Source organism: Pseudomonas sp. HOU2, assembly GCF_040729435.1.
Classification (GTDB): Bacteria; Pseudomonadota; Gammaproteobacteria; order Pseudomonadales; family Pseudomonadaceae; genus Aquipseudomonas.
Genome location: NZ_CP160398.1, coordinates 4670798 through 4694895, shown reverse-complemented (window position 1 = coordinate 4694895; position 24098 = coordinate 4670798). Strand labels below are relative to the sequence as shown.

At 59.6% G+C, this 24098-nt stretch carries 29 protein-coding genes; 8 read left to right on the top strand and 21 right to left on the bottom strand.

Translation table 11 applies throughout. From position 1 onward, the window contains the following. Positions 1-119: 119 nt before the first annotated feature. Entirely contained in the window at positions 120-2021 is a 1902-nt protein-coding gene (locus ABV589_RS21180; protein ID WP_007964383.1) for a potassium transporter Kup, read from the bottom strand. A gap of 289 nt (positions 2022-2310) precedes the next feature. Between ABV589_RS21180 and rimO the strand changes: the two genes are divergently transcribed. From rimO to tsaA, 5 genes are all read left to right on the top strand, one after another. Next, positions 2311-3648, top strand: coding sequence for a 30S ribosomal protein S12 methylthiotransferase RimO (rimO, locus tag ABV589_RS21175; protein ID WP_007964382.1), 1338 nt, complete (start codon positions 2311-2313; stop codon positions 3646-3648). 204 nt (positions 3649-3852) lie between these two features. Beyond that, positions 3853-4326, top strand: a complete 474-nt coding sequence (locus ABV589_RS21170; protein WP_367083441.1) for a GNAT family N-acetyltransferase — start codon at positions 3853-3855, stop codon at positions 4324-4326. 189 nt (positions 4327-4515) lie between these two features. Beyond that, positions 4516-5226, top strand: a complete 711-nt coding sequence (locus ABV589_RS21165) for an rRNA pseudouridine synthase (RefSeq protein WP_367083439.1) — start codon at positions 4516-4518, stop codon at positions 5224-5226. Positions 5227-5299: 73 nt separating this feature from the next. Beyond that, a complete protein-coding gene (locus ABV589_RS21160) occupies positions 5300-5767 on the top strand; it encodes a DUF1456 family protein (RefSeq protein ID WP_007964379.1) in 468 nt (155 codons plus the stop codon). A gap of 204 nt (positions 5768-5971) precedes the next feature. Next, positions 5972-6670, top strand: a complete 699-nt coding sequence (gene tsaA / locus ABV589_RS21155) for a tRNA (N6-threonylcarbamoyladenosine(37)-N6)-methyltransferase TrmO (RefSeq protein WP_367083437.1) — start codon at positions 5972-5974, stop codon at positions 6668-6670. Between the two features lie 177 nt (positions 6671-6847). Here the strand turns inward: tsaA and fpr are convergent, their stop codons facing one another. After that, a complete protein-coding gene (gene fpr / locus ABV589_RS21150; RefSeq protein WP_007908723.1) occupies positions 6848-7627 on the bottom strand; it encodes a ferredoxin-NADP reductase in 780 nt (259 codons plus the stop codon). A gap of 133 nt (positions 7628-7760) precedes the next feature. On the opposite strand from fpr, the gene ABV589_RS21145 reads away from it, so the two are divergent. Continuing rightward, positions 7761-8687: a LysR family transcriptional regulator gene (locus tag ABV589_RS21145; RefSeq protein WP_007964377.1), complete on the top strand. Its 927-nt coding sequence runs from the start codon at positions 7761-7763 to the stop codon at positions 8685-8687. On the opposite strand, the gene ABV589_RS21140 is transcribed toward ABV589_RS21145, so the two are convergent. The 3 genes from ABV589_RS21140 to ABV589_RS21130 form a co-directional block, all read right to left on the bottom strand. After that, positions 8684-9046, bottom strand: a complete 363-nt coding sequence (locus ABV589_RS21140) for a diacylglycerol kinase (RefSeq protein WP_003222276.1) — start codon at positions 9044-9046, stop codon at positions 8684-8686. The genes ABV589_RS21145 and ABV589_RS21140 overlap by 4 nt on opposite strands. A gap of 74 nt (positions 9047-9120) precedes the next feature. Continuing rightward, positions 9121-9771: a response regulator transcription factor ErdR gene (gene erdR / locus ABV589_RS21135; protein WP_367083434.1), complete on the bottom strand. Its 651-nt coding sequence runs from the start codon at positions 9769-9771 to the stop codon at positions 9121-9123. A 225-nt stretch (positions 9772-9996) separates the two neighbouring features. Further along, positions 9997-10743: a tRNA-uridine aminocarboxypropyltransferase gene (locus ABV589_RS21130; protein ID WP_367083432.1), complete on the bottom strand. Its 747-nt coding sequence runs from the start codon at positions 10741-10743 to the stop codon at positions 9997-9999. Between the two features lie 189 nt (positions 10744-10932). On the opposite strand from ABV589_RS21130, the gene ABV589_RS21125 reads away from it, so the two are divergent. Next, the gene (locus ABV589_RS21125) at positions 10933-11358 is read left to right on the top strand and encodes a PA3611 family quorum-sensing-regulated virulence factor (RefSeq protein ID WP_007964371.1); all 426 of its coding nucleotides are present in this window, start codon (positions 10933-10935) and stop codon (positions 11356-11358) included. On the opposite strand, the gene ABV589_RS21120 is transcribed toward ABV589_RS21125, so the two are convergent. Continuing rightward, positions 11359-11553 carry a hypothetical protein gene (locus tag ABV589_RS21120; protein WP_007964369.1) on the bottom strand — a complete coding sequence of 65 codons (195 nt, stop codon included), beginning with the start codon at positions 11551-11553 and terminating at the stop codon, positions 11359-11361. A gap of 352 nt (positions 11554-11905) precedes the next feature. Between ABV589_RS21120 and ABV589_RS21115 the strand changes: the two genes are divergently transcribed. Continuing rightward, positions 11906-13024 carry a TIGR00730 family Rossman fold protein gene (locus ABV589_RS21115; RefSeq protein WP_367083430.1) on the top strand — a complete coding sequence of 373 codons (1119 nt, stop codon included), beginning with the start codon at positions 11906-11908 and terminating at the stop codon, positions 13022-13024. A 55-nt stretch (positions 13025-13079) separates the two neighbouring features. Here ABV589_RS21115 and recX read toward each other — a convergent pair whose 3' ends face one another. The 15 genes from recX to ABV589_RS21040 form a co-directional block, all read right to left on the bottom strand. Further along, entirely contained in the window at positions 13080-13550 is a 471-nt protein-coding gene (gene recX / locus ABV589_RS21110) for a recombination regulator RecX (protein ID WP_003222270.1), read from the bottom strand. 8 nt (positions 13551-13558) lie between these two features. Beyond that, complete coding sequence (gene recA, locus ABV589_RS21105; protein ID WP_003222269.1) at positions 13559-14617, bottom strand: recombinase RecA; 1059 nt, start codon at positions 14615-14617, stop codon at positions 13559-13561. Positions 14618-14700: 83 nt separating this feature from the next. Continuing rightward, positions 14701-15201 carry a CinA family protein gene (locus tag ABV589_RS21100; protein WP_367083428.1) on the bottom strand — a complete coding sequence of 167 codons (501 nt, stop codon included), beginning with the start codon at positions 15199-15201 and terminating at the stop codon, positions 14701-14703. A 68-nt stretch (positions 15202-15269) separates the two neighbouring features. Next, complete coding sequence (locus ABV589_RS21095) at positions 15270-15788, bottom strand: lysis system i-spanin subunit Rz (RefSeq protein ID WP_367083426.1); 519 nt, start codon at positions 15786-15788, stop codon at positions 15270-15272. Continuing rightward, the gene (locus ABV589_RS21090; protein WP_027611082.1) at positions 15767-16333 is read right to left on the bottom strand and encodes a glycoside hydrolase family 19 protein; all 567 of its coding nucleotides are present in this window, start codon (positions 16331-16333) and stop codon (positions 15767-15769) included. Before ABV589_RS21090 ends, ABV589_RS21095 begins: the two co-directional genes overlap by 22 nt. A gap of 33 nt (positions 16334-16366) precedes the next feature. Continuing rightward, a complete protein-coding gene (locus tag ABV589_RS21085) occupies positions 16367-16621 on the bottom strand; it encodes a hypothetical protein (protein WP_367083424.1) in 255 nt (84 codons plus the stop codon). Further along, positions 16621-17781, bottom strand: coding sequence for a hypothetical protein (locus ABV589_RS21080; RefSeq protein ID WP_367083423.1), 1161 nt, complete (start codon positions 17779-17781; stop codon positions 16621-16623). Before ABV589_RS21080 ends, ABV589_RS21085 begins: the two co-directional genes overlap by 1 nt. Positions 17782-17799: 18 nt before the next feature. Further along, positions 17800-18246, bottom strand: a complete 447-nt coding sequence (locus tag ABV589_RS21075) for a phage tail assembly chaperone (RefSeq protein WP_367083421.1) — start codon at positions 18244-18246, stop codon at positions 17800-17802. Next, on the bottom strand, positions 18247-19134 hold the full coding sequence (locus ABV589_RS21070; protein ID WP_367083419.1) for a phage tail protein: 888 nt from the start codon (positions 19132-19134) through the stop codon (positions 18247-18249). Then, entirely contained in the window at positions 19134-19607 is a 474-nt protein-coding gene (locus tag ABV589_RS21065) for a phage tail assembly chaperone (protein WP_367083418.1), read from the bottom strand. The genes ABV589_RS21070 and ABV589_RS21065 overlap by 1 nt, the downstream gene beginning before the upstream one ends. Further along, positions 19607-20533, bottom strand: a complete 927-nt coding sequence (locus ABV589_RS21060; RefSeq protein ID WP_367083416.1) for a hypothetical protein — start codon at positions 20531-20533, stop codon at positions 19607-19609. The genes ABV589_RS21065 and ABV589_RS21060 overlap by 1 nt, the downstream gene beginning before the upstream one ends. Positions 20534-20555: 22 nt before the next feature. Continuing rightward, positions 20556-21122 carry a tail fiber assembly protein gene (locus tag ABV589_RS21055; protein WP_367083414.1) on the bottom strand — a complete coding sequence of 189 codons (567 nt, stop codon included), beginning with the start codon at positions 21120-21122 and terminating at the stop codon, positions 20556-20558. Between the two features lie 7 nt (positions 21123-21129). Beyond that, positions 21130-22227 (bottom strand): phage tail protein, encoded by a 1098-nt coding sequence (locus ABV589_RS21050; protein ID WP_367083413.1) that lies wholly within the window; start codon positions 22225-22227, stop codon positions 21130-21132. 136 nt (positions 22228-22363) lie between these two features. After that, positions 22364-22879 (bottom strand): phage tail protein, encoded by a 516-nt coding sequence (locus ABV589_RS21045; protein ID WP_367083411.1) that lies wholly within the window; start codon positions 22877-22879, stop codon positions 22364-22366. After that, positions 22876-24027 (bottom strand): phage tail protein, encoded by a 1152-nt coding sequence (locus tag ABV589_RS21040; protein ID WP_367083410.1) that lies wholly within the window; start codon positions 24025-24027, stop codon positions 22876-22878. The genes ABV589_RS21045 and ABV589_RS21040 overlap by 4 nt, the downstream gene beginning before the upstream one ends. Between the last annotated feature and the right edge of the window lie 71 nt (positions 24028-24098).

Here is a 24098-nt window from a genome sequence, read left to right as displayed (position 1 = left end):
TGGAATGCGAAACCTGTAGGAGCTGCCGAAGGCTGCGATCTTTTGATCTGAAGTTGCCGCCCACAAAAAAGCCCCCGTCAGCCTTTTGGCTGGCGGGGGCTTTTCATTCAAGGCAGGACCTACATCTCCACCTGCGTCCCCAGTTCAATCACCCGGTTCAGCGGCAGATTGAAGAACCGCAGGTTGCCGTTGGCATTCTTCAACATGAACGCAAACAGCGCCTCGCGCCAGCGAGCCATGCCTTCGAGTTTCGAGGCGATCACCGTTTCGCGGCTGAGGAAGTAGGTGGTGCGCATCGGGCTGAAGTCCAGCTCATCCAGATGACACAGCTTCAGCGCCTGCGGCACGTCCGGCTCGTCGGTGAAGCCGAAGTGCAGGATGACGCGGAAGAAGCCTTCGCCGTGGGCCTCGACTTCGAATCGACGCGATGGCGGCACACGCGGGATGTCTTCGTAGACCACGGTCAGCAGCACCACTTGCTCGTGCAACACCTGGTTGTGCAGCAGGTTGTGCAACAGCGCATGCGGGACGGCGTCGGAGCGCGCGGTGAGGAACACCGCAGTACCCTGTACACGGTGCGGCGGTTGCACGCGGATGCTGCTAATGAAGATCGGCAGCGGCAGCGCGCCTTCGTCGAGGCGCTCGACCAGCAATTGCTTGCCGCGCTTCCAAGTGGTCATCAGCACGAACAGGGCGATACCGGCGATCACCGGGAACGCACCGCCCTGGACGATTTTCGGCACGTTGGCGGCGAAGTACAGACCGTCCACCAGCAGGAAACCGATCAGCACCGGCACCGCGAGGATCGGCGGCCATTTCCACAGCAGCAGCATCACGGCCGAGACCAGAATGGTGGTCATCAGCATGGTGCCGGTTACCGCCACGCCGTAAGCCGAGGCCAGCGCGCCAGAAGATTCGAAGCCGAGTACCAGCAGCACTACGCCGACCATCAGCGACCAGTTCACCGCGCCGATGTAGATCTGACCTTGTTCATCGCTGGAGGTGTGCTGGATGTACATGCGCGGAATATAGCCGAGCTGGATCGCCTGACGGGTCAGGGAAAACGCACCGGAAATCACCGCTTGCGAGGCGATCACCGTGGCCAGGGTCGACAGCCCCACCAGCGGAATCAGCGCCCAGCTCGGTGCCAGCAGGTAGAACGGGTTACGTGCCGCTTCCGGGTTTTCCAGCAGCAGCGCCCCCTGACCGAAGTAGTTCAGCACCAGCGCCGGCAGCACCAGCAGGAACCACGCACGGGCAATCGGCTTGCGCCCGAAGTGGCCCATGTCGGCGTACAGCGCTTCAGCACCGGTCAGCGCCAGCACCACGGCGCCGAGGATCGCCACGCCCATGCCGGTGTGAACCATGAAAAAGCGCACGGCCCAGACCGGATTCATCGCGTGCAGCACTTCCGGGTAATGGCTGATGCCGTACACGCCGAGGGCGCCGAGCACCAGGAACCAGGTGACCATGATCGGCCCGAACAGAATGCCGATCCGCGCCGTACCGTGGCTCTGGATCAGAAACAAGCCGACCAGCACCACCAGCGACAGCGGCACCACCCAGTGGTCGATGCCATCGAATGCCAGGCCCAGACCTTCGATCGCCGACAACACGGAAATCGCCGGGGTGATCATGCTGTCGCCGTAAAACAGCGCCGCGCCGATCAGTCCGCAAACCACCAGCAATGAACGCAACTTCTTGCGCCCCCCCGCCGCACGCCGTGCCAGTGCGGTGAGCGCCATGATGCCGCCTTCGCCCTGGTTGTCGGCGCGCAGGACGAACATCATGTATTTGATCGAAACGACCCAGATCAGCGACCAGAAGATCAACGACAGAATGCCCAGCACCCCATCGTGATTGACGGGCACGCCATAGCCGCCGGAAAACACTTCTTTGAGGGTGTACAACGGGCTCGTGCCGATGTCGCCGTAAACCACTCCGACTGCCGCGACCAGCATGCTCAGCGGTTTTGCAGCCGAATGCTCGGCGCCCGCCGCCTGACTACTTGCCTGACCCATCCAACACTCCTGATTCTCAAACCGGCTTCTTTGAATGAAGCACTATGCTTTGTGGTGCAGCATGCGCTGTTTTACCTGTTGTTACAGACGTTTTGTTGACTGTAAAAAATTGGTAAAGCTCAACGGCGCGAAGCATAGCGCAGCACTCGTCGTATTTCCCTGCATAAAGCTGGTCAAGTGCGTTGCTCATCGCTAGAATTGCGCACTTTTTGATCAGAGGCGCACCCTAAGCGCCCATCCGTCGGTTTTCCCACACGGCAAGCGACGTCACAAAACACCGAGGTTAGACATGTCCACCACTCCTGCGCCGGCCAATCCAAAGGTTGGCTTTGTATCTCTGGGTTGCCCGAAAGCACTGGTCGACTCCGAGCGCATCCTGACCCAGCTGCGCATGGAAGGCTATGACGTGGTGTCCACCTATCAGGACGCCGACGTGGTCGTGGTCAATACCTGCGGTTTCATCGACTCGGCCAAGGCTGAGTCGCTGGAAGTGATCGGTGAAGCGATCAAGGAAAACGGCAAGGTCATCGTCACCGGTTGCATGGGCGTGGAAGAAGGCAATATCCGCGACGTGCACCCGAGCGTGCTGTCCGTCACCGGTCCGCAGCAGTACGAGCAAGTGGTCAACGCCGTCCACGAAGTGGTGCCGCCGCGTCAGGATCACAACCCGCTGATCGACCTGGTGCCGCCGCAAGGCATCAAGCTGACCCCGCGGCACTACGCGTACTTGAAAATTTCCGAAGGCTGCAACCACAGCTGCAGCTTCTGCATCATCCCGTCGATGCGCGGCAAACTGGTCAGCCGTCCGGTGGGCGACGTGCTCGACGAAGCCCAGCGTCTGGTCAAGTCCGGCGTCAAAGAGCTGCTGGTGATTTCGCAAGACACCAGCGCCTACGGCGTCGACGTGAAATACCGCACCGGTTTCTGGAACGGCGCGCCGGTGAAAACCCGCATGACCGAACTCTGCGAAGCACTGAGCACCTTGGGCGTCTGGGTTCGTCTGCACTACGTTTACCCGTACCCGCACGTTGACGAGCTGATCCCGCTGATGGCCGCCGGCAAGATCCTGCCGTACCTGGACATCCCGTTCCAGCACGCCAGCCCGAAAGTCCTGAAGTCGATGAAACGCCCGGCGTTCGAAGACAAGACCCTGGCGCGGATCAAGAACTGGCGCGAGATCTGCCCGGATCTGATCATCCGCTCGACCTTCATCGTCGGCTTCCCGGGCGAAACCGAAGAAGACTTCCAGTACCTGCTGAACTGGCTGACCGAAGCCCAGCTCGACCGCGTCGGTTGCTTCCAGTACTCGCCGGTGGAAGGCGCGCCGGCCAATGATCTGGACTTGGAAATCGTTCCGGACGACGTCAAGCAGGATCGTTGGGAGCGCTTCATGGCGCACCAGCAGGCGATCAGCTCGGCACGCCTGCAGATGCGCATCGGCCGCGAGATCGAAGTGCTGGTGGACGAAGTCGACGAGCAAGGCGCGGTTGGCCGCTGCTTCTTCGATGCCCCGGAAATCGACGGCAACGTGTTCATCGACAACGGCAGCAACCTCAAGCCGGGCGACAAGGTCTGGTGCAAGGTGACTGACGCCGACGAATACGACCTGTGGGCTGAGCAGATCTAAACACCGCGCACCTGTAGGAGCTGCCGCAGGCTGCGATCTTTTGCTCTTGGAAAGCTCGCAGCCTCGTTTCACTCGACAGCTCCTGCAGGGATTGCGCTGATATCAAAAGCCCCGCTCTTTTTTACGAGATGCGGGGCTTTTTTGCGTCTATCGTTTGCAGTGGGAAGGAATCCCGCTCATCCATTTGAAAAGAGGCAGCCGGGCATGCGTCAGCATTCGGTCATTCACACGCCGAAACTCAGCGACTATCAGGAACTGACCCGGGTCTGGGAGGCCTCGGTTCGCGCGACCCATGATTTTCTGCCGGACAGCTACATCGAATTGCTGCGCAATCTGGTGCTCACGCGTTACCTGGATGCAGTGATGCTGATCTGCACCAAGGACGCCAACCAGCGTATCACCGGGTTCGCCGGCGTGGCGGCAGGCAAGATCGAGATGCTGTTCATCGATCCCGAGCATCGCGGCCAGGGTTTGGGCAAGAAACTGCTCAACTACGCCATGCAGCACCTGAATGCCGATGAACTCGACGTCAACGAACAGAACCCGCAGGCGCTGGGTTTTTATTTCAAGCAGGGTTTTGAAGTGATCGGCCGCTCGGAGGTGGATGGCATGGGCCAGCCGTATCCGCTGCTGCATATGCGCTTGCGCCAGAGGCAGCAGCGCTCCAGCCATGCCTGACACATCGTAGAACCCTGTGGGGGCTGGCTTGCCAGCGATGCAGGCGACTCGGTCTGACAGAAGCACCGAGGTGATGCCATCGCTGGCAAGCCAGCTCCCACAGGAATTGCGAACACCCTGCAAATGGAACCGGGCTTAACCGGCGCCAGGCAGGTACAATGCCCACCCCTTTTTTGTTACGGCCCTGTCATGACTGACCCGATTCGCCTCTCCAAACGCCTCATCGAACTGGTCGGTTGCTCCCGCCGGGAGGCCGAGCTGTTCATCGAGGGCGGCTGGGTCACCGTGGACGGCGAAGTGATCGACGAACCGCAATTCAAGGTCGGCGAGCAGAAAGTCGAACTCGACAAGGACGCCAAGGCCACCGCGCCAGAGCCGGTGACCATCCTGCTCAACGTGCCGGCCGGCATGAGCACTGAAGACGCCATGCAGACACTCGGCGCCGACACTCTCAGCGAAGAACACCGCTACGGCAAACGTCCGTTGCGCGGGCATTTTCTGCGCCTGACCGCCAGCGCCGATCTGCAGCCCAAGGCCAGCGGCCTGCTGGTGTTTACGCAGGACTGGAAAGTGCTGCGCAAACTGACTGCCGATGCGGCCAAGATCGAGCAGGAATACGTGGTCGAGGTCGAGGGCGACATGGTTGCCCACGGCCTCAACCGCCTGCAGCACGGCCTTACCCACAAGGGCAAGGAACTGCCGCCGGTCAAGGCCAGCTGGCAGAACGAAAACCGTCTGCGCTTCGCCATGAAGAACCCGCAGCCCGGGATCATCGCCCAGTTTTGCGAAGCGGTTGGCCTGAAGGTCGTCGGCATCCGTCGCATCCGCATCGGCGGTGTATCGATCGGCAAGGTTCCGGTGGGCCAATGGCGCTACCTGTCCGGCAAAGAGAAGTTCTGACGCCTCTGTTGCCGCCACACACTCCGGCAACGCGCCTGCGCGTTGCCCACAACGAAATATCAGGATTACCCTCATGGTTCATAACGACGTATTGCGCAGCGTGCGCTACATGCTCGACATCAGCGACAAGAAAGTTGTCGAGATCATCAAACTCGGCGGCATGGACGTGACCCTCGCCGACGTGATCACCTGGCTCGACAAGAAAGAAGAAGACGAAGAGGGTTTCGTGCGCTGCCCGGACGAAGTCATCGCACACTTCCTCGACGGTCTGGTGGTGTTCAAGCGCGGCAAGGACGAAAGCCGTCCGCCGCAACCGATCGAAGTGCCGGTGACCAACAACATCATCCTGAAAAAGCTGCGCGTGGCCTTTGAACTCAAGGAAGACGACATGCACGCGATCCTCAAGGCTGCCGAGTTCCCGGTGTCCAAGCCTGAGCTGAGCGCGTTGTTCCGCAAGGTCGGCCACACCAACTACCGTCCGTGCGGCGACCAGTTGCTGCGCAACTTCCTCAAGGGCCTGACCCTGCGCGTTCGCGGCTGATCTGCAGCGCAAGCTCTGAATCGGCGGCGCGGCCTTCGCGGGCAAGCCACGCTCCCACAGGTTTTGTGACGAACACAAAATCTGATTTCAACTGAAATCCCCGTGGGAGCGGGCTCGCCCGCGAAGGCGCCGGCCCGGTCAACACCCGCCCTGAACCCCTCCCGGGTTATCATCGCCACCCTGTTCCCGCCTCGACTCCAGACCATGACCTACACCGTCTCCCCTATCGGCTTCGTACGCTCCTGCTTCAAGGAGAAGTTCGCCATCCCGCGCCAGCCGCAACTGGCCCCCGCCGCCCGTGGCGTGCTGGAACTGGTGGCGCCGTTCGATCAGGGGGATGCCGTGCAGGGGCTGGAGCAGGTCAGCCATGTCTGGCTGTTATTCCTGTTTCATCAGGCGCTGGAAGAAAAGCCGCGCCTGAAAGTGCGCCCGCCACGGCTGGGCGGTAATAAGTCGATGGGCGTGTTCGCCACCCGTGCGACGCATCGGCCCAATGGCATCGGGCAGTCGGTGGTGAAGCTGGACAAGGTCGAGGCCAATCGGCTGTTCATTTCCGGGATCGATCTGCTCGACGGCACGCCGATTCTCGACATCAAACCTTATGTGCCTTACGCCGATATCATCGCTGACGCCTCCAACAGCATCGCCAGCGCTGCGCCGCACCTGATCGACGTGCAGTGGACGGAGGCCGCGCTGCAACAGGCGCACGGGCATGCTCAGCGCCTTGGCGAGCCTTTGGTCGAGTTGATCGAGCAGTGTCTGGCCCAGGATCCGCGCCCGGCGTATCAGACGCCGGCGCCAGAGCGCGAGTACGGCGCGCAGTTCTGGGATCTGGACGTGCGTTGGCATTACCCGACGCCGGAGCAGATTTGCGTGCTGGAAGTGATCCCCGCCACAACTTGAAACAGTGCCCCATGTAGGAGCTGCCGAAGGCTGCGATCTTTTGATCTTAAAAAGAAAAATCAAAAGATCGCAGCCTGCGGCAGCTCCTACATGGATTGTGGCAGGCATGAGGGAAATATTTCGGGCATAAAAAAGCCCCCATTGCCTTCGCGGGCAATGGGGGCTGTTTCGTGGTGCTTACTTCTCGACGAACGCACGCTCGATCAAGTAGTCACCCGGCTCGCGCATCCGCGCCGAGATCTTCAGGCCGAAGCTGTCGAGCACTTCGCTGGTCTCGTCGAGCATGCTCGGGCTGCCGCAGATCATCGCGCGGTCGTCCTGCGGGTTGATCGGTGGCAGGCCGATGTCGCTGAACAGCTTGCCGCTGCGCATCAGGTCGGTCAGACGGCCCTGGTTCTCGAACGGCTCGCGAGTCACGGTCGGGTAGTAGATCAGCTTGTCACGCAGCGCTTCGCCGAAGAACTCGTTCTGCGGCAGGTGCTCGGTGATGAATTCGCGGTAGGCGACTTCGTTGACGTAGCGCACGCCGTGCACCAGGATCACTTTCTCAAAGCGCTCGTAGGTTTCCGGGTCCTGGATCACGCTCATGAATGGCGCAAGACCGGTGCCGGTGCTCAGCAGGTACAGATGCTTGCCCGGATTCAGGTCGTCCAGTACCAGAGTGCCGGTAGGCTTCTTCGAGATGATGATCTCGTCGCCTTCCTTCAGGTGCTGCAGTTGGGAGGTCAGCGGACCGTCCTGCACCTTGATGCTGAAGAACTCCAGATGCTCTTCCCAGTTCGGGCTGGCGATCGAGTAAGCGCGCATAAGCGGGCGGCCGTTGGGCTGTTGCAGGCCGATCATCACGAACTGACCGTTCTCAAAGCGCAGGCCCGGATCACGGGTGCACTTGAAGCTGAACAGAGTGTCGTTCCAGTGATGAACACTGAGGACACGCTCGTGGTTCATGTTGCTCATGTACGTGGGACTCCTGGATATTGGGTCTGCGCTCGGCTTTGCGGCCGACAGTGCGCAATTGCAACGCATTCTAATAGCGACGACAATATCTGTTAACTGGATTATTAAGATAAGGGTTATCGGTTATATCGATATGCGATTTACTCTTCGTCAACTGCAAGTCTTCGTCGCCGTCGCCCAGCAGGAAAGCGTATCCCGTGCTGCGGGTCTGCTCAACCTCTCGCAATCGGCGGCGAGCACCTCTATTACCGAACTGGAGCGCCAGTCCAGCTGCCAGCTGTTCGATCGCGCCGGCAAACGGCTGAGCCTCAACGCCCTCGGCAAACAGCTGTTGCCGCAAGCGGTGGCCCTGCTCGACCAGTCCAAGGAAATCGAAGACCTGCTCAACGGCAAATCCGGTTTCGGCTCACTGTCAGTGGGCGCCACCCTGACTATCGGCAATTATCTGGCGACCCTGTTGATCGGCGGCTTCATGCAGCGCCATCCGGAAAGCCAGGTGAAACTGCATGTGCAGAACACCGCCAATATCGTGCATCAAGTGGCCCACTATGAAATTGATCTGGGTCTAATCGAAGGCGACTGCAGCCACCCGGACATTGAAGTGCAGAGCTGGGTCGAGGATGAGCTGGTGGTGTTCTGTGCGCCGCAACATCCGCTGGCCAAACGCGGCAGTGCGACCATGGAAGAGCTGACCCACGAAGCGTGGATTCTGCGTGAACAAGGGTCAGGCACGCGCCTGACCTTCGACCAGGCCATGCGTCACCATCGCAGTGCGCTGAATATCCGTCTGGAGCTGGAGCACACCGAAGCGATCAAACGCGCGGTGGAATCAGGATTGGGGATTGGCTGCATTTCACGGCTGGCGCTGCGTGATGCGTTCCGCCGTGGCAGTCTGGTGGCGGTGGAAACCCCGGATCTGGATCTGGCCCGGCAGTTTTACTTCATCTGGCACAAGCAGAAATACCAGACCTCGGCCATGCGCGAGTTTCTCGACCTGTGCCGCGCTTTCACCGCCGGGGTGCAGCGCAGCGACGAGATCGTCTTGCCAAGCATCGCTTAAAGCAGAATCACCGCCCACACCAGAGCAATCATGCTCAGGGCCACGAATTGCGCGGCGCTGCCCATGTCCTTGGCGTTCTTCGACAGCGGGTGCAATTCCAGGGAAATGCGGTCAATGGCCGCTTCCACCGCCGAATTCAGCAGCTCGACGATCAACGCCAGCAGGCACACGGCGATCAGCAGCGCCTGTTCAACGCGACTGACATTCAGGAAGAACGTCAACGGAATCAGCACCACATTGAGCAGCACCAATTGGCGGAACGCTGCTTCGCCGGTGAAGGCTGCGCGCAGGCCGTCCAGCGAGTAACCGGAAGCGTTGAGGATGCGTTTCAGGCCGGTCTGGCCCTTGAAAGGTGACATAACGTAAAAACCAACCAGAAAGGAGTGGGAAAGCTAGAGCAACAAAAGTCAAAAAAGCGTGAAGACGACCGCCATTATTGGCTCGGAATTGACTCAAGTTGTTGCAGAAGTAATGCCGCTTGTGTCCGGGTGCGCACGTTCAGCTTGCGAAAAATTGCTGTGACGTGGGCCTTGATGGTCGCCTCGGACACGTTCAACTCATAGGCGATCTGCTTGTTCAGCAAGCCTTCACAGACCATGGTCAACACGCGGAACTGCTGCGGCGTCAGGCTGGCGAGACCGTCGCTGGCGGCTTTGGCTTCATCGGAGACACTGACGGCTTCGAACGCCTGTGGGGGCCAGAACACATCGCCATCGAGCACTTTGCGCACGGCTTGCTGAATCACGCTGAGGTCGCTGGACTTGGGAATGAAGCCACTGGCGCCAAACTCGCGGGACTTGACCATGACCGAGGCTTCTTCCTGCGCCGAGACCATCACCACCGGAATCTGCGGATATTGACCGCGCAGCATGACCAACCCGGAAAAGCCAAACGCGCCGGGCATATTCAGGTCCAGCAAGACCAGATCCCAGTCGGATTTTTCGGTCAGGCGTGCTTCCAGCTCGGCGATGCTCGCCACCTCCACCAGTCGAACGTCCGGGCCAAGACCCAGGGTCACTGCCTGATGCAGTGCGCTGCGAAACAGAGGGTGATCATCGGCAATCAGGATGTCGTATGTGGCCATTTTTCAAATGATCCTGTTTTTTGATGGCAGACGCGGCGCATTCCGGTCTGGCCAAAGCAACTCAAGATGCCGCTTTTGAAGCGATATCCACAGGGGCACGTTCAACGCCAATCAACAGCAAATACGGCGTTTCAAACCTTGGCCGCACCCCAATCGGCGCCAAGCATGCCCAGCGAAGCCGGGGTGGTCAAGCAGCACGGCCGCCGCTGGGTGAAGTATGGGCCACTATGGGGCCAACACCGCTTGCGGCTTTCGTATATAGGGCAGCAACTCGGCATGGGCCGGCGTCGACTCGTTGAGTTCCAGCTGCTGTTTGGCGCCCAGATAATGCTGGCTGAATACATCGAAATAGGCGTCCAGTGCCGACGCGGCGTCGCTGTCGCCTGCCAGTTCCAGACACAGCGCCGCTACTTCGGCGGTGCACAAATGCTCGCTGCGGGTGGAACGGCGCAGGCGATAGCGCGAGAGTCTGTCGGGCAGCAGGCTGAGAATCGGCAAGCGGTCGAAATACGGACTCTTGCGGAAGATCTTGCGCGCCTCGGTCCAGGTCGCGTCCAGCAGAATGAACAGCGGCCGCTTGCTGCTATCGAGTACGACGGTGTTGGTTACCCGCGACGGCTCGACGTATTCGCCCGGAAACACCAGATACGGCTGCCATTGCGGATCGTTGAGCAGCGCCAGCATCTGTTCGTCCGGCTCGGTGCGCGACCAGATGAATGCATGGTTGTCGCGCACCACATCGGCGATCAGCCAGCCCGTGTTGCTCGGCTTGAACACTTCCTTGCCGGTCATGATCAGGCACACACCGGAACGGGTGTCGACCGTCGGGCGCCAGGCACACAGGCAATGGCTGATGATCACCCGACAGTCGCGGCAACGCTCGGAGCGAAAACCCCGAGCCTGAATCGGCTTGATACCTTCATCTTCGCGCTGGTCGCGCAGGCGGGCGACGGCGTTGGGGGCGTGATTCATTGCAGACAGCGCCCGGAGGCAGGAAAACTCGACACGAACAACACTCGGCAAGGCAATAAAGATCGCCAGTTTATCAGAGCAACGGGCACAAGCCTGTACCGTCCAGACCGGCTCCCCTATAATTCGCCGCCACTGAACGCACAGCCACGGGGCTGGTCGAACCACCAGTCACTGAATCAGGAGAGTTTCATGCTGCGCCTTATCGTTCCTACCGCGGCCATCGCATTGGCGTTGTCCTTCAGCGCACAGGCTGCGTCCCTGAAAGAGCAGAATCTGAATCGCGAACTGCGCAACATCGCTGAACAAAGCAGCGTCGGCACACCACGGGCGATCAACGAAGACATTCTCGATCAGGGCTACACCGTTGAAGGCATCACCCTGATCAACCACCTGAGCGTGCAGGCAAGCCACGCCGAAAAGATGCGCGCTGATCCAAAAGCGGTGTATTTCCAGCTGGGTGCTTCGGTGTGCAATAACCCGTCGTACCGCAAGCTGATGGCCAAAGGCGCGGTCATGCGTTACGACTTCAGTGAATATAAAACCAACAAGGCCATCGGTTCGGCCAGCTACCAGGATTCCGACTGCCCGAAAGCGGCCCCGGCGAAGAAGAAGTAATCATCCGGTGTTGGCGCGCCGTTGTTCATCCTCGGCGCGCAATTCGGCCACCAGGGCCTGCAAATAACGAGAGCGTCGCTCTCCCCCTGCCAGCCGACGGCAGCACTCCTCTTCGAGACTCACTTGATTGGTCTCGGCCGATGCTTTCAACATCCGATACAGCTGCGTATCGATCTCCAGAACCACTCTGGCCATCTATCCCGCCTCCTTGCCACCCGCGAATCCTTGAAAAGCGTGCACCTTGCGTACAGACGTTGTCGCAAAACTGTCGTACGGTGCCTGTAAGTCAGTAAATCAGAGCGATTGCTCTACGGTGGACGTTCGGACGAGCGGTGAATTCATTGCGGCAAAGAACAATGAGCGGTTGCCTGGAGCGAGTCTGCATGGCAATGATGAAGTCAGCGCAATTGCGTGCAAGGGTCTAGATTCAAAGTATTCCCGATCATCTGTTCACGGCAGCAAAGGAACTGCCGATCGTGTGTGTTTTTGCAGCGCGGCACTGACGCCGCACGTCAGAGCCACCGCTCTGTGCAGAAGGAGACGTTGAATGCCTTACCAACCGAATGACCTGCTCAGCCGGCATTTTCAGGAACAACTCCCCGACCTCATCAGCAGGGTCGAAGAACAACTCACTCAGGTTTCTCCCGACAGCCCGAACCTGCCGATTTACCGCGACATGATCCTGACCGTGCTGCGCATGGCCCAGGAAGATCACAACCGCTGGAACGCCAAGATCACCCTGCAAGCCCTGCGCGAACTGGAGCAGGCGTTCCGGGTGCTGGAACAATTCAAGGGACGACGCAAAGTCACGGTATTCGGCTCGGCGCGCACGCCGGTCGAGCACCCCCTGTATGCAATGGCCCGTGAACTCGGCGCGGCCCTGACCCGATCAGACATGATGGTCATCACCGGTGCGGGTGGCGGGATCATGGCTGCCGCGCACGAAGGCGCCGGGCGCGATCACAGTCTCGGGTTCAACATCACCCTGCCCTTCGAGCAACATGCCAACCCGACGGTAGACGGCACCGGCAACCTGCTGCCATTCCATTTCTTCTTCACCCGCAAACTGTTCTTCGTCAAGGAAGCCGATGCGCTGGTGCTGTGCCCTGGCGGGTTCGGCACCCTGGACGAAGCACTGGAAGTGCTGACACTGATCCAGACCGGTAAAAGTCCGTTGGTGCCCGTGGTGTTGCTGGATGTACCGGGGGGAACGTTCTGGCAAGGCGCCCTGGATTTCATTCGTCAGCAGCTCGAAGAAAACCACTACATCCTGCCCACCGACCTGCAACTGATGCGACTGGTCTACAGCGTCGACGAGGCGGTGCAGCAGATCAACCAGTTCTACAGCAACTTCCACTCCAGCCGCTGGCTCAAGCGTCAGTTCGTGATTCGTATGCATCACAAGCTCAGCGAGCAGGCACTGGAACATATGCAGCAAGCCTTTGCCGATCTGTGCCTGAGCGACCAGTTCCATCAACACGCCTACAGCGGCGAGGAACACGACGAAGCGCAGTATAGCCATCTGGTGCGGCTGGCCTTCGCGTTCAATGCCCGGAACCATGGCCGACTCAGGGAACTGGTGGATTACATCAACCTCCCGGAAAACTGGGCTCACAGCAAACCGCAGACCACTCAACGTGCCCGTGAGCCATCAAAGGTAATCTGAAGGCAAAAAAAAACGGCCCGCTATTTTCATAGCGGGCCGTTTTTGTTCAACCGACTTAATCGTCCATCCCTCTGCCGCTGAACAAGCGGTTGATCATCTCCATCGAAAAGCCCCGATAGGCTAGAAAGCGGCCTTGTTTGGCGCGTTCCTTGGCATCAATCGGCAAATGCCCGGAGAACTTGCGCTGCCACGTCTCCCGAAGCTGCTCCTGCCAGTCGATACCGCTTTCACGCAGGGCGAGTTCGATATCGGCGCGTTGCAAACCACGCTGGCCCAACTCTTCACGAATACGCAAAGGGCCGTAACCGGAACGGGCACGGTAGGAAACAAAGCTTTCAAGGTAACGGGCTTCGGAAAGCAGCCCCTCTTCCGTCAACCGGTCGAGGGCTGTTTCGATCATTTCCGCCTCGGCGCCGCGCTGACGCAGTTTACGCGTCAGCTCGACTCGACCGTGCTCGCGTCGAGCGAGCAGGTCCATGGCGGTTCGCCGCACCGCGACGAGGGTATCGAGTACGGCGGTGGTCATCGCGGTTATCAGATATCAGCGTCAGCCAGGTCGTCTTCGGTCTCTTTGACCGCAGAGGCCTTGGAGTCCGCGATCACCGCTGGCGACAGCAGTTTGTCACGCAGCTGCTTCTCGAGCTTGGCAGCGACTTCCGGGTTGTCTGCCAGGAACTTGGCCGAGTTGGCCTTGCCCTGACCGATCTTGGTGCCTTCATAGGCGTACCAGGCGCCGGATTTCTCGACGAAGCCGTGCAGCACGCCCAGGTCGATCATCTCGCCATTGAGGTAGATGCCCTTGCCGTAAAGAATCTGGAACTCGGCCTGACGGAACGGCGAAGCCACCTTGTTCTTCACAACCTTGACCCGGGTTTCGCTGCCGACCACTTCGTCGCCTTCCTTCACCGCGCCGGTACGGCGGATGTCGAGACGGACCGAGGCGTAGAACTTCAGCGCGTTACCACCGGTGGTGGTTTCCGGGCTGCCGAACATCACGCCGATCTTCATGCGGATCTGGTTGATGAAGATCACCAGGCAGTTGGCGTTCTTGATGTTACCGGTGATTTTACGCAGCGCCTGGGACATCAGACGGGCTTGCAGGCCCACGTGCATGTCACCCATTTCGCCTTCGATTTCAGCCTTCGGTACCAGAGCGGCTACGGAGTCGACGATGATCACGTCAACGGCGTTGGAGCGCACCAGCATGTCGGTGATTTCCAGTGCCTGTTCGCCAGTGTCCGGCTGGGAAACCAGCAGGTCGTCGACGTTGACGCCGAGTTTGCCAGCATACTCAGGGTCGAGGGCGTGTTCGGCGTCGACGAAAGCGCAGGTCGCGCCGGCTTTTTGCGCCTGGGCGATCACGGACAGTGTCAGTGTGGTTTTACCGGAAGATTCAGGACCGTAGATTTCAACGATACGGCCTTTTGGCAGACCGCCGATGCCGAGTGCGATGTCCAGACCCAGAGAGCCGGTGGAAATGGCCGGGATCGCCTGACGGTCCTGATCGCCCATACGCATTACGGCACCCTTGCCGAATTGACGTTCGATCTGACCCAGGGCCGCAGCCAAGGCTTTCTTCTTGTTGTCGTCCATTAAAGTCCTCACGTAATCAATAAGGCCTGACGGCCAACACCTGTATAAGTAGCCAGTATTATTCCACAGCGTTCGCGGATCGCCTACCCCTGATTTTCGATTTCTCGTGCCGCTAGTCGCAACAGCCCCTCTAGCGCGGCCTTCACCGTTTGTCGGCGCACCTCGTCGCGGTTGCCGGGGAAGTGCTGAACCTCGCTGGAAACCGCATCGCCCACTCCCCAGGCCAGCCATACGGTGCCCACCGGTTTGTTCGGTGTACCGCCGTCGGGCCCGGCCACGCCACTGACTGCCACGGCAAACCGCGCCAGGCTGTGCTTCTGCGCCCCCCGCACCATCGACTCGACGACTTCGCGACTGACCGCACCCACCGTGCCGAACAATTCGGCGGGCACATTCAGTTGCTTAGTCTTCTGCCGGTTGGAGTAGGTCACGTAACCGGCCTCGAACCACGCTGAGCTCCCGGGAATCCGCGTGATTGCCTCAGCAATCCCGCCACCGGTACAGGACTCGGCCGTGGTGACGTGGGCGTTGAGCAACTGCAAACGTCGGCCAAGCTCGGCAGCCAGTTGAGTGATCTCTTTCACGGTGCGCTCCGGATCGGGTGGAATGACTACCACCGTACACGACCCGGTTGCGCTTTCAATACACAGACTCATTCAAAATGTTCGGGCGCCAGCGCTCTGACATAGGCCTGACAGGCCTGCAGGGCAATCAGTCCGCGGTCGCCGGTGTCGGTGATGGCGATAACTCGTTGAGCATGCGCCGGGTCAAGTCGGGCGCGTACGGCTGCATGATCCACGCCGCCGGCGCCGGCGGTGGCTGGCACCCCGCAGCCTTGGGCAGCATCGCCGGCGTCGATGAGGACTGACAGGCGCAGATCAGCAGTGGCAAGACGATCGCGCAGGCGATCCTGATCACGTTGGGCATCACTGAGTGCTCGATAGTGGGTCTGTTCACTGGTCGCGAGCCGTTGCTCCAGCGCCAGACGTTTGTCCTGCTCGGCCTGCTGCGCGGTGGCGGCGGCCGAAGTCAGTTGATTGAGGGTGTCGGCGTGCAGCCGGGCCTGCTCGGCCAGTTGCCGCCCGTAACGCCAGTCCTGAAACTGCCAGGCCAGCGCGGCGGCTGCCGCAGCCAGCAACAAAATGCTGATCAGGCGCCAGGAGATGGACATAACACCGCCCTCGCCCGCGCCCAGATATCCAGCCGATCCTGCAAGCCATTCAACCCACCGTTGATTCGGCGGGTGATGCTGTTGAACTGGTCGCGATCAGCCAGATCGTTCAGGCCGTTCTGTTCCCAGAACCACGCAGCGGATTCGGCCGCCCATTGCGGCTGCTCGAGCAACTCCGGCAAGGACAGCAGACGCTCATCGCCGAACAGGCCAAGGCTGCACTGACGATAGTTGCTGCGCCCGGTAATCTGGATCAGCCCGCGACCGCGGTACTTCTGCCCGTCGCCGTCGGCCTCGGGCGTATTGCCCAGACGCAGCGCCAGCGTGCCGGTGTCGTATTTGCTCAGGTACTGGTTGTTGCCCAGTTCACGCACGTACTGCAACTGCCCCGACTCATGACCGACTTGCGCCAGGAACGCAGCGATGCGTTTTGGCGAGTCGATATGGCGCCGAGTCATTGCGTTGTTCAGTGCAGAAACAAAAACGCCCGCTTGGCTGCGGGCGTTGGGCATGATGATTTTAAGGTTGTCTTCGGTTATTTGCATAATGCGTAATCCTCCCTGGATGCTCCGATTGAATCATGGTTGACGGACAACGCCCCCCAGCCATTTTTTTGCCAGAGTTGTCAGGGTGTTGTACGGTGCCGCGACTTCGGGGGCCGTGAACACCCAGCCGAGAGTGCCGAAGTTGGCGCTCCAGTCAATTTGCGGTAGCGGAGTAATGTCGGTGATATCGACCCAGATCAGATCCGGGTGGAACATCTCGGCCATGTTGCCGTCAGTCGAGAACAGTTCGACTACGGTGTTGTTGACGATGCGTGCGTAGGTTTTCATCAGGCGTACTCGTAGATGATCACAACGCCACGGGCTCCGGCACCGCCGGGTCTGCCCGGTTGATTCATGGCATTGGCGATGCCGCCCGCGCCGGAACCATAACCCGAGCCGGGTGCAGCCACAGCTGCCGCAACGCTGCTGCCAAATCCGCCCGCGCCCAAGGGTGAAAGCGCTCCATGCCCGGCAAGAATCGAACCGTTGACGTTGATTCCGGGACTGCCCGCAGCCCCTGCGCTGCTGACAATATTTGCGCCAGTGGCCGCAGTGCTGGGGAAACCACCGACAAACAAGCCAAAATCAGCAAGTCCAATCACACCGACGTTTGGTGCGCCGCCACCACCTGGTGCGGAGACCAAGGATCCGATTGAACTCGTTCCACCGGGCCCTGCACTAGCACCGATTGCGCCGCCAGCACCTGCTGCGCCCACTGTCACGATCTGGCTAGCGCCGACACTTGAGGAAGGGATCCAGGCTTCAGCATAACTGCCTGAAGCGCCACCTCCCGAGACGGTGATCTGACTGGCATTCGTCGCGGCAATCCCTGCGCTCCCGCCACCTCCGCCGACAATTTTCACCAACACATTCTTCATCCCCACCGTCGGCACATATGTACCGGACGAGGTAAACGTCTTCACTCCCAATAACCGTCCACTCGCCGCACCGCCACCGCTGGCATACACCAGTACCCAACTGTCCAGCGCCGCGCTGTACACCACCGAACACACACTGCCGGCGACAACCTCGGCAGGTCGCAACGCACTCAGCGCCAGACTCACCAGCGGCTTGGGCAGCAACCCGTTCGGCGCAAACGTACTCGCCCCGGTATTGGCATTGCCAGCGGTAAAGCGCAACGCCAGACCGTCCTTCAATGTAGCGATGGCGGGCACGTAATTGGCCATGTACAGATTGGCCGCCCCGATGTCTGCAGCATGCTTGTCTTCACCGGCCTGACTGATTTTTTTCAGCGCCTGCAACAGTTGCGTGGCATCGGTTTCGCTGGGTTCAAGACCCGCAGATTTGACGACATTCAACAGTTCATCGGTGACGCTGTTGCCCCAGGTTGCCGGGATCAGCGATCCGGGCAGGCCGGCGACGGCGTCTTCATTGACGAACTTGCCGTTCACCAGCCCGACGCTGGGAACGCTTTTTGGATAATCCATTTCAATTTCCCTGATGAGTTACAGCACAGCAGCCAGCCACCTCGGCGCTACCGGCCGGTGCTCGTTGAAGGGAAAAAACGAACCTTGCGGCCAGTCTCGCAACTCACGGCGATAGGTTTGCAGTTCGGCGTATTGCTCAGTGGTCAATGTAGTGCCGCCACCGTCCTCGAGTTCATCGCGGTCACGTGCTACCAGACCGTCGGTGGCAGACAGTTGCGCCGTACGCCATGAGCGCTCGATATCAGCCGCTTCATCGGGTGAAGGAGGCGGTGGATCGACCAGGATCGGATAGCCGTTATCCGCTCGCACACCGATCACTTTCGGGGTGACAGCCATTTGCTGCAGCAGCGAGATCCAGTAGCCCTGGGGAATTTCGATAACGTCGTCGGGAATGTCCGTCGAATTGATACCCGGCACATATGCGCCCAAAGTGCGGGCGCTGAACAAAACATTGAAGGTGTTCATTCAATAGCCCTTTACAAAATAATTTACGGTGCAATTGCCGGCCAGAGCGCCGGACGCATCGCGAATTTTCAGCGTGCAACCCACTTGGCTGACGGCAATCAATGCGACCATTGCTACATCGCCTCCCGCATGGGTGGCCACAAGAGAGAAATAGCCCCTCGGGAATGGAACCGGGAATGTCACGTTGACGATGCCGGCGGCATTCGACAGTCCCGAGCCCCACTGATCGATATTTCCACTGGCGTGTTTCTGATATCCGGGGTTATTCACCAGTCCGGAAAACAGCGCGGCATATTTCAGACTGGCGGTCCCGTGAACCACCCAGATGCCGTTCTCCCTGACAACGTTGGCGCTCTCGCCGCTGTTCATCACAATCGACGTCAGATAGGCGCCCTGCGGGCTTATTTGACTACCGCTCGTGCAGGCGATGGTAATCGCGGCATTACTGCGGCAGTGAAAGGTGATCGCTGCACCGTTGGGAACCGTAGTGATATCCGGTAGCGTCACGGTGTACGCCGAGTTTCCTCCCAGACCGATCGCCCATCCCGCATCCGCCGCCGTCAGTTGCGTCGCGGCAGACACGCCACGCGCTCCGGCATAGTTACCCAGAGCGCGCTGAACGAACTCGGACGTTGCCGCCGAACGACTGACATCGAATGGCGCAGCCGTCTGGAACAATTGATTGCTGCGCAGGGCGCCGAGCAATTGAGTATTCGACGCCTCACTCGGCGTCAGTCCACCGGCCCGCACTACGCCGAGAATCTCTTGGGTAACGCCGTTGCCCCAACTTGCCGGAATCAATGAACCCGGCGAGCCGTTTAGCGGGTCCTCATCGACAAACTTGCCGTCCACCAGCCCGGCGCTGGGAACACTATTTGGGTAATCCATTATTTTTCTCCTGCTCTGCAAGTGAGCCAAGTCGGGGCCAAAGGCCGGGAAACTGTCGAAGGAAAAAGACTTGAACCCGGCCAGTCGCGCAGCGCCTGGCGGTACTCCAGCAATTTCAGATACTGCGCCGCCTTGAGCGTCGTCCCGCGCCCCAGCTCCTGCTCGTCACGATGCCGCGTCACCCACCATTCGGTGGCCGACAGACTGGACTGGCGCCAGAGCCGCGCTGCCGCCAGAGGATCTTGCTCATCGGGGACTGTTTCAGGGGTAATGACCGGACTGATCGTCACCGACGACGGCGCAATCTCCTGGCGCAGTTCGCCGATGGGCGCGCCGATTACGATCTGCATACCCTCCGGCACCTGCACCATCGTCTCGACGAAAGCGGGAGCAAACAGCTGGGTGATCGCGTAGTCGCCGGTGTCGATCAGTTCGACCACGACACCGTTTTCCACTCGTGCATAACGGGCCATCACTCGTACTCCCAGATTTCACAGAAGGCGTTGCCGCCGACGCCGCTGAGGACTGACGCGGAGGCACTGGTCGAACATGAACCACTACCACCTGACCCTCTGTTTCCTGAAGTGCCAGCGCCACTGAGGCCCATCAACGGGCCACCGCCATCAAACGGACTCGCGCCACCGCCACCAGCCAATACGCCCCAATTGGCGTTGTACATGGCATAGCCACCGCCTATTCCACGTGCATTAGCGAGATTGCCGCCCGTCACGGCTTGTCCTCCAGCGCCCCCCTGAACGAAGCCAACTGCCGTGGCTGTCACAGGAAAGGTCAGTATTTGCCCGCCCATGCCACCAGATGCGCTCATGTAACTGCCAAAAGAAGCGCCTCCGCCGGCCTGCCCCATCGAATTACGTGAAGCGCCCCCGGCCCCCAGTGACACAGGAACGCCGGCCATCATTTCTGCTGTCACGTCATATAAGCTCTCGACGTAGGCGCCACCACCACCGCCACCTCCAATACTGTGATAACCCGCTGTAACCGGTGCACAACCACCACCCGAACCACCCGCCCCCACCAACCGCACGCGAATCCGTTTGGCCCTCGGATTGGGCTTGTAAACCGTGATCCCGACCGTCTCGATCTGCCGCACCGCCAACAACCGCCCCACCGCATCGGTGATGCCGTAACCGGCCAGCGTGGTCGGGGTGTTTTTCAGTTTGCTGAAGTCGACCAACGCGCCAATGGCCGTTGCCAACTGGTCGGTTCTGGCTTCATCAGGCGTCAGCCCGGCAGCCTTGATCGCGTTGAGAATTTCCTGGGTGACGCTGTTGCCCCACGCGGCCGGAATCAACGATCCCGGTGAGCCGGCGATCGGGTTTTCATCGACGAAGCCGCCGTTGACCAGGCCAACGCCGGGAATACTTTTTGGATAATCCATTGCACTGCTCCCTGTGCTGAAATCAGTTGGCTACGGCTGCGCCGGGAGCGACCGGCCAGGTAATTTCCTCGGGGAAACCGGCCTGCTTTTCGATACGGTTCAGCTCGACGCTGTAGAGCTTCCATTCGATCAGCAGCAGTTGTTCGTCACGGCTGGCATCGCCAATATCCTCGGCGTATTGCAGCGGCGCGATGCGCAGGACGGCGTCGCGAAGAAGTTCATCGCGCTTGGTCAGAGTGACTTGCTTCCGGTCCTTCAATGCAGCTGCTTCATCGATTTTCCAGACACCATCGATCCACGAATGAAATCCACCGGGCCACGGCTGCGTGGTGAAGCCTTCAGGCAAATCACCTAATGCTGTCCAGGTCTCTCGAATCCCCGTGTCGGTGCGATAGACATCACCGCGTAAATCTATTCGCTGCTGCAATGAGCCATTGTCATACGCCCACGCATATCCACTGGGCGCCGGAGCGAGTTCGATGCTCAACGTGACAGCATTGCCCGGCAGTTGCAGGCCGATACCTGGCACGGGTAAAAATTCTACCGGGCCGGTCAACGCGCCAGCGTCATCTATTAAGTAATTGAACATGTGCACCTCAGATCAGTTTGATACGCGCGGGATAAGCGATGTTTCGCGGCCGGGTTTCCGTCGAAAAATTCCCGATGGTGCCGATGTAGGTATCGGAGTCGAACGCGGGATTGGGGTAAGTGGTCGCGATGGTTCCGCTGGTTGGATAGAAATTGACGTCGCTTGAAACATTCCAGACAGGATCCGGAATAGCTGGCGCCGGCCGATTGGAAGACCCTGTACTCGTGGGCAAGTAGTGGTTGTGACTTTGCAGTGCATGGTTCTGCAAACTGCCGACGACTCGTCCTGTATCCACGCCCCGGGTTTCATCGAGCGCTCGCAGAAATTCGCCGCGAACTTCCGGAATTCGAAAGGTCGACGCACCATCGCCACTGGTCCACGCACCTTCTCGATTCCATCGCGCCGCTTCTGTCGTCAGAGCTCCTGAAGCCTGAGCGAAGTCCCATAACCAAGGCCATTCCGCACGTTTGAAAAAGTAGCCGTTGAGCAGGCCATAACCGCCGGGATTGAGCGCCACTGTGGTTTCGAAGGAAGTCTGGCCCAGAGGGGTACTGTCGAAACGACCGACCGGCCACCAACTACCCGCCCCGTCACTGCGCAACTGCCACCAGTCACCACTGCCCATCAGCACCAGAAACGGATAGCCGCTCGCCGACAGGTGTGTATGAAAACGAATCCGGTCGCCGCCTGATGCCTGGATTACCAATCGGTTAACTGTGTTGTCCACACGGCGAACAATCACGTCGCGAACACCCAGCCCGGCATCCGCAGCAGGAAGCGTGACGCTCATCGCCGCCGCGCTGCCATCAATCAGAACAACCCCCAATTCCTGCGCTTCAAGCAGCTTGGAAGCAGAAATACGAGTGATCTGCGAGCGCATCGGGCTGGCTTTGCCGATGATCGACTGAATCGCCTTGTACAACTGACCGGCATCGGCTTCAGAAGCCACCAGCCCGCCACCGTTAATCACACTCAGGATCTCCTGAGTCACGCTGTTGCCCCACACCGCCGGAATCAACGAACCCGGCGTGCCTGCCACCGGGTTTTCATCGACAAAGCGGCCATCGACCAGGCCGACGCTGGGGACGCTTTTTGGATAATCCATAGGTTTTTCGTTCCTCTGAAATACAAATGAACCGCGTCGCAGCGATCGCGAGTGCGAGCCTGCAGCGGTCTGTTTTCTGAAAATAAAAAGCCCACGGTGAAGTGAGCTTGGGTAATGCAGAACGAAGGCGTTGCGACTAGAGATTCTGGCTGCTGACCAGCTCACGAATCGCCGCCAACGCGTCATCGCTCGCACTTCGCGCCAGATCGAGATTGCCTTTGGCCGCATGCGCGCGGATCTGGTTTTTGGCCTTCAGGCGCAAGGTGCGCAGGGTCAGCAGATGATCGGTAAGTTGGTCGGCCTTGCTCAGGATTTGCTCGGCTGCCTGTTTGGCAGTACGACCTTTGACTACCCACGCAGCAACCGACAGCGGCACCTCTTTTTTCGGATAACCGGCGTCTTGATAGGCCTGTGCGTCGGCGGCCGCTTGTGCGTACTCCATGGCTTTGAGCGGGTCGCCGGCCAAAACGGTGCGAGCACTGTCGGCGGCCGCGTCGACCTTGGAGCACAACTGTTCGGCTTCCTGAAGTTCCAGTTCGGCAACTCTGGACGCATTCAGCTGCCATTTTTCTCCATCCCAATCATGGGCAATGGATGGCTGGGCCGGGCGCAGGCCCTCCTCGAACTGATGCAGTTCTTGAATGATGATCATCGGATCAGCTCCCAGGAAAGATTGATATTCACCGCCGCTGAAAAATTGATGGCAACACCGTTGGCGTAGTCGCTTGGGAGGAGATTTTTGATGCCCATGCTGAACAGCAATTCGTCACTTGAACCGTTATCGGCACCAAAAGCGTGTTCGGCTTGATAGGTCTGCCACAGGGAACGCAACATGCTGTGGTCGAAGCTGGCGGTCAGTGTCGACACGGTTGTGTCACTCACCTCGTTGTTGGTAATAACCCGTACCGTCTCACCCGCAATGGCCCAACCATCCCAATTGCTCGACGCGGCAGCCTTAGGATTGAGAAAACAGTAGTTGGCACCCAGCCACCCGGGTGTAGCAAAATTCACGGCTGTGACGAGCGTCGGATGCGGCGTCGCATTGCCCACCACCAGCCGCGCGGCACGGGCATGCGGGTCAAGTGGCAGGTACACCACGCCATTACCGCTGATTGTTTGCGTCCACGACAAGCGACCGCGATTATAAATCGGTCGGACAATCGGCACCGAGCCAGGGCCTGCTGTCACCACCCATGCCAGACAAATATCCAGCGGCGTCGACTGAAAACCGCCTCCCGCCGCACCATTGATCGTGCCCTTCAAGCCGTCGGGCGTAGCGTCATAGATAATGCCGCGCTGCGTGTAAAAGGTCAGCACACCGGCAACTACTTGCGCACGCAGAAAGTAATTAGAGTTAGGCAACAGATCGGCACTGCTCCAGGCTTGTGTCGTAAATGTGCGCGGACGAGCCAACTGCCCGGCCACCACTTCCTGACCGAGGCTGATCAGCACGCCGGCCGGAATCGAGACTCGCCCGCCACTGGTGGCAACTGCTGCTGGTGTGATCGGCAGTCGCCCGTCTGCCGTAGCAACGGTAGCGGTCGGCAAAGACCCGATCGGTAACGCCGAATCCAGATTCCAGCCCTTGGCCGAAACGCTCTGAATCGCCTGCAACAACTGATCGTATTTCTTCTCGTCCGGAGTCAGATCCCCGGCCTTGATCACGTTGAGAATTTCCTGCGTAACCCCGTTGCCCCAGTCTGCCGGGATCAGTGACCCCGGCGTCCCGGTCAGCGGGTTTTCATCAATAAACTTGCCGTTCACCAGACCGGCGCTGGGCACACTTTTTGGATAGTCCACGGACGGACCTCCCGTTATTCAGAGTGATGGATTTTTTAGACAGGTTTTCAGGCTTCCGACCGGAACAGGCC

Excerpts from the sequence above, each read along its gene's own strand:
- ABV589_RS21095 (WP_367083426.1), bottom strand. The coding sequence starts at position 15,788 with ATGTCCATCTCCTGGCGCCTGATCAGCATTTTGTTGCTGGCTGCGGCA.
- fpr (WP_007908723.1), bottom strand. The coding sequence starts at position 7,627 with ATGAGCAACATGAACCACGAGCGTGTCCTCAGTGTTCATCACTGGAAC.
- ABV589_RS21165 (WP_367083439.1), top strand. The coding sequence starts at position 4,516 with ATGACTGACCCGATTCGCCTCTCCAAACGCCTCATCGAACTGGTCGGT.
- recX (WP_003222270.1), bottom strand. The coding sequence starts at position 13,550 with ATGACCACCGCCGTACTCGATACCCTCGTCGCGGTGCGGCGAACCGCC.
- ABV589_RS21140 (WP_003222276.1), bottom strand. The coding sequence starts at position 9,046 with ATGTCACCTTTCAAGGGCCAGACCGGCCTGAAACGCATCCTCAACGCT.
- ABV589_RS21050 (WP_367083413.1), bottom strand. The coding sequence starts at position 22,227 with ATGGATTATCCAAAAAGCGTCCCCAGCGTCGGCCTGGTCGATGGCCGC.
- ABV589_RS21170 (WP_367083441.1), top strand. The coding sequence starts at position 3,853 with ATGCGTCAGCATTCGGTCATTCACACGCCGAAACTCAGCGACTATCAG.
- ABV589_RS21070 (WP_367083419.1), bottom strand. The coding sequence starts at position 19,134 with ATGGATTACCCAAATAGTGTTCCCAGCGCCGGGCTGGTGGACGGCAAG.
- ABV589_RS21145 (WP_007964377.1), top strand. The coding sequence starts at position 7,761 with ATGCGATTTACTCTTCGTCAACTGCAAGTCTTCGTCGCCGTCGCCCAG.
- ABV589_RS21065 (WP_367083418.1), bottom strand. The coding sequence starts at position 19,607 with ATGGCCCGTTATGCACGAGTGGAAAACGGTGTCGTGGTCGAACTGATC.
- ABV589_RS21060 (WP_367083416.1), bottom strand. The coding sequence starts at position 20,533 with ATGGATTATCCAAAAAGTATTCCCGGCGTTGGCCTGGTCAACGGCGGC.
- recA (WP_003222269.1), bottom strand. The coding sequence starts at position 14,617 with ATGGACGACAACAAGAAGAAAGCCTTGGCTGCGGCCCTGGGTCAGATC.
- erdR (WP_367083434.1), bottom strand. The coding sequence starts at position 9,771 with ATGGCCACATACGACATCCTGATTGCCGATGATCACCCTCTGTTTCGC.
- ABV589_RS21125 (WP_007964371.1), top strand. The coding sequence starts at position 10,933 with ATGCTGCGCCTTATCGTTCCTACCGCGGCCATCGCATTGGCGTTGTCC.
- ABV589_RS21115 (WP_367083430.1), top strand. The coding sequence starts at position 11,906 with ATGCCTTACCAACCGAATGACCTGCTCAGCCGGCATTTTCAGGAACAA.
- ABV589_RS21160 (WP_007964379.1), top strand. The coding sequence starts at position 5,300 with ATGGTTCATAACGACGTATTGCGCAGCGTGCGCTACATGCTCGACATC.
- rimO (WP_007964382.1), top strand. The coding sequence starts at position 2,311 with ATGTCCACCACTCCTGCGCCGGCCAATCCAAAGGTTGGCTTTGTATCT.
- ABV589_RS21075 (WP_367083421.1), bottom strand. The coding sequence starts at position 18,246 with ATGAACACCTTCAATGTTTTGTTCAGCGCCCGCACTTTGGGCGCATAT.
- ABV589_RS21055 (WP_367083414.1), bottom strand. The coding sequence starts at position 21,122 with ATGTTCAATTACTTAATAGATGACGCTGGCGCGTTGACCGGCCCGGTA.
- ABV589_RS21130 (WP_367083432.1), bottom strand. The coding sequence starts at position 10,743 with ATGAATCACGCCCCCAACGCCGTCGCCCGCCTGCGCGACCAGCGCGAA.
- tsaA (WP_367083437.1), top strand. The coding sequence starts at position 5,972 with ATGACCTACACCGTCTCCCCTATCGGCTTCGTACGCTCCTGCTTCAAG.
- ABV589_RS21045 (WP_367083411.1), bottom strand. The coding sequence starts at position 22,879 with ATGATCATCATTCAAGAACTGCATCAGTTCGAGGAGGGCCTGCGCCCG.
- ABV589_RS21090 (WP_027611082.1), bottom strand. The coding sequence starts at position 16,333 with ATGCAAATAACCGAAGACAACCTTAAAATCATCATGCCCAACGCCCGC.
- ABV589_RS21120 (WP_007964369.1), bottom strand. The coding sequence starts at position 11,553 with ATGGCCAGAGTGGTTCTGGAGATCGATACGCAGCTGTATCGGATGTTG.
- ABV589_RS21080 (WP_367083423.1), bottom strand. The coding sequence starts at position 17,781 with ATGGATTATCCAAAAAGCGTTCCCAGCGTCGGGCTGGTGAACGGCAAG.
- ABV589_RS21180 (WP_007964383.1), bottom strand. The coding sequence starts at position 2,021 with ATGGGTCAGGCAAGTAGTCAGGCGGCGGGCGCCGAGCATTCGGCTGCA.
- ABV589_RS21085 (WP_367083424.1), bottom strand. The coding sequence starts at position 16,621 with ATGAAAACCTACGCACGCATCGTCAACAACACCGTAGTCGAACTGTTC.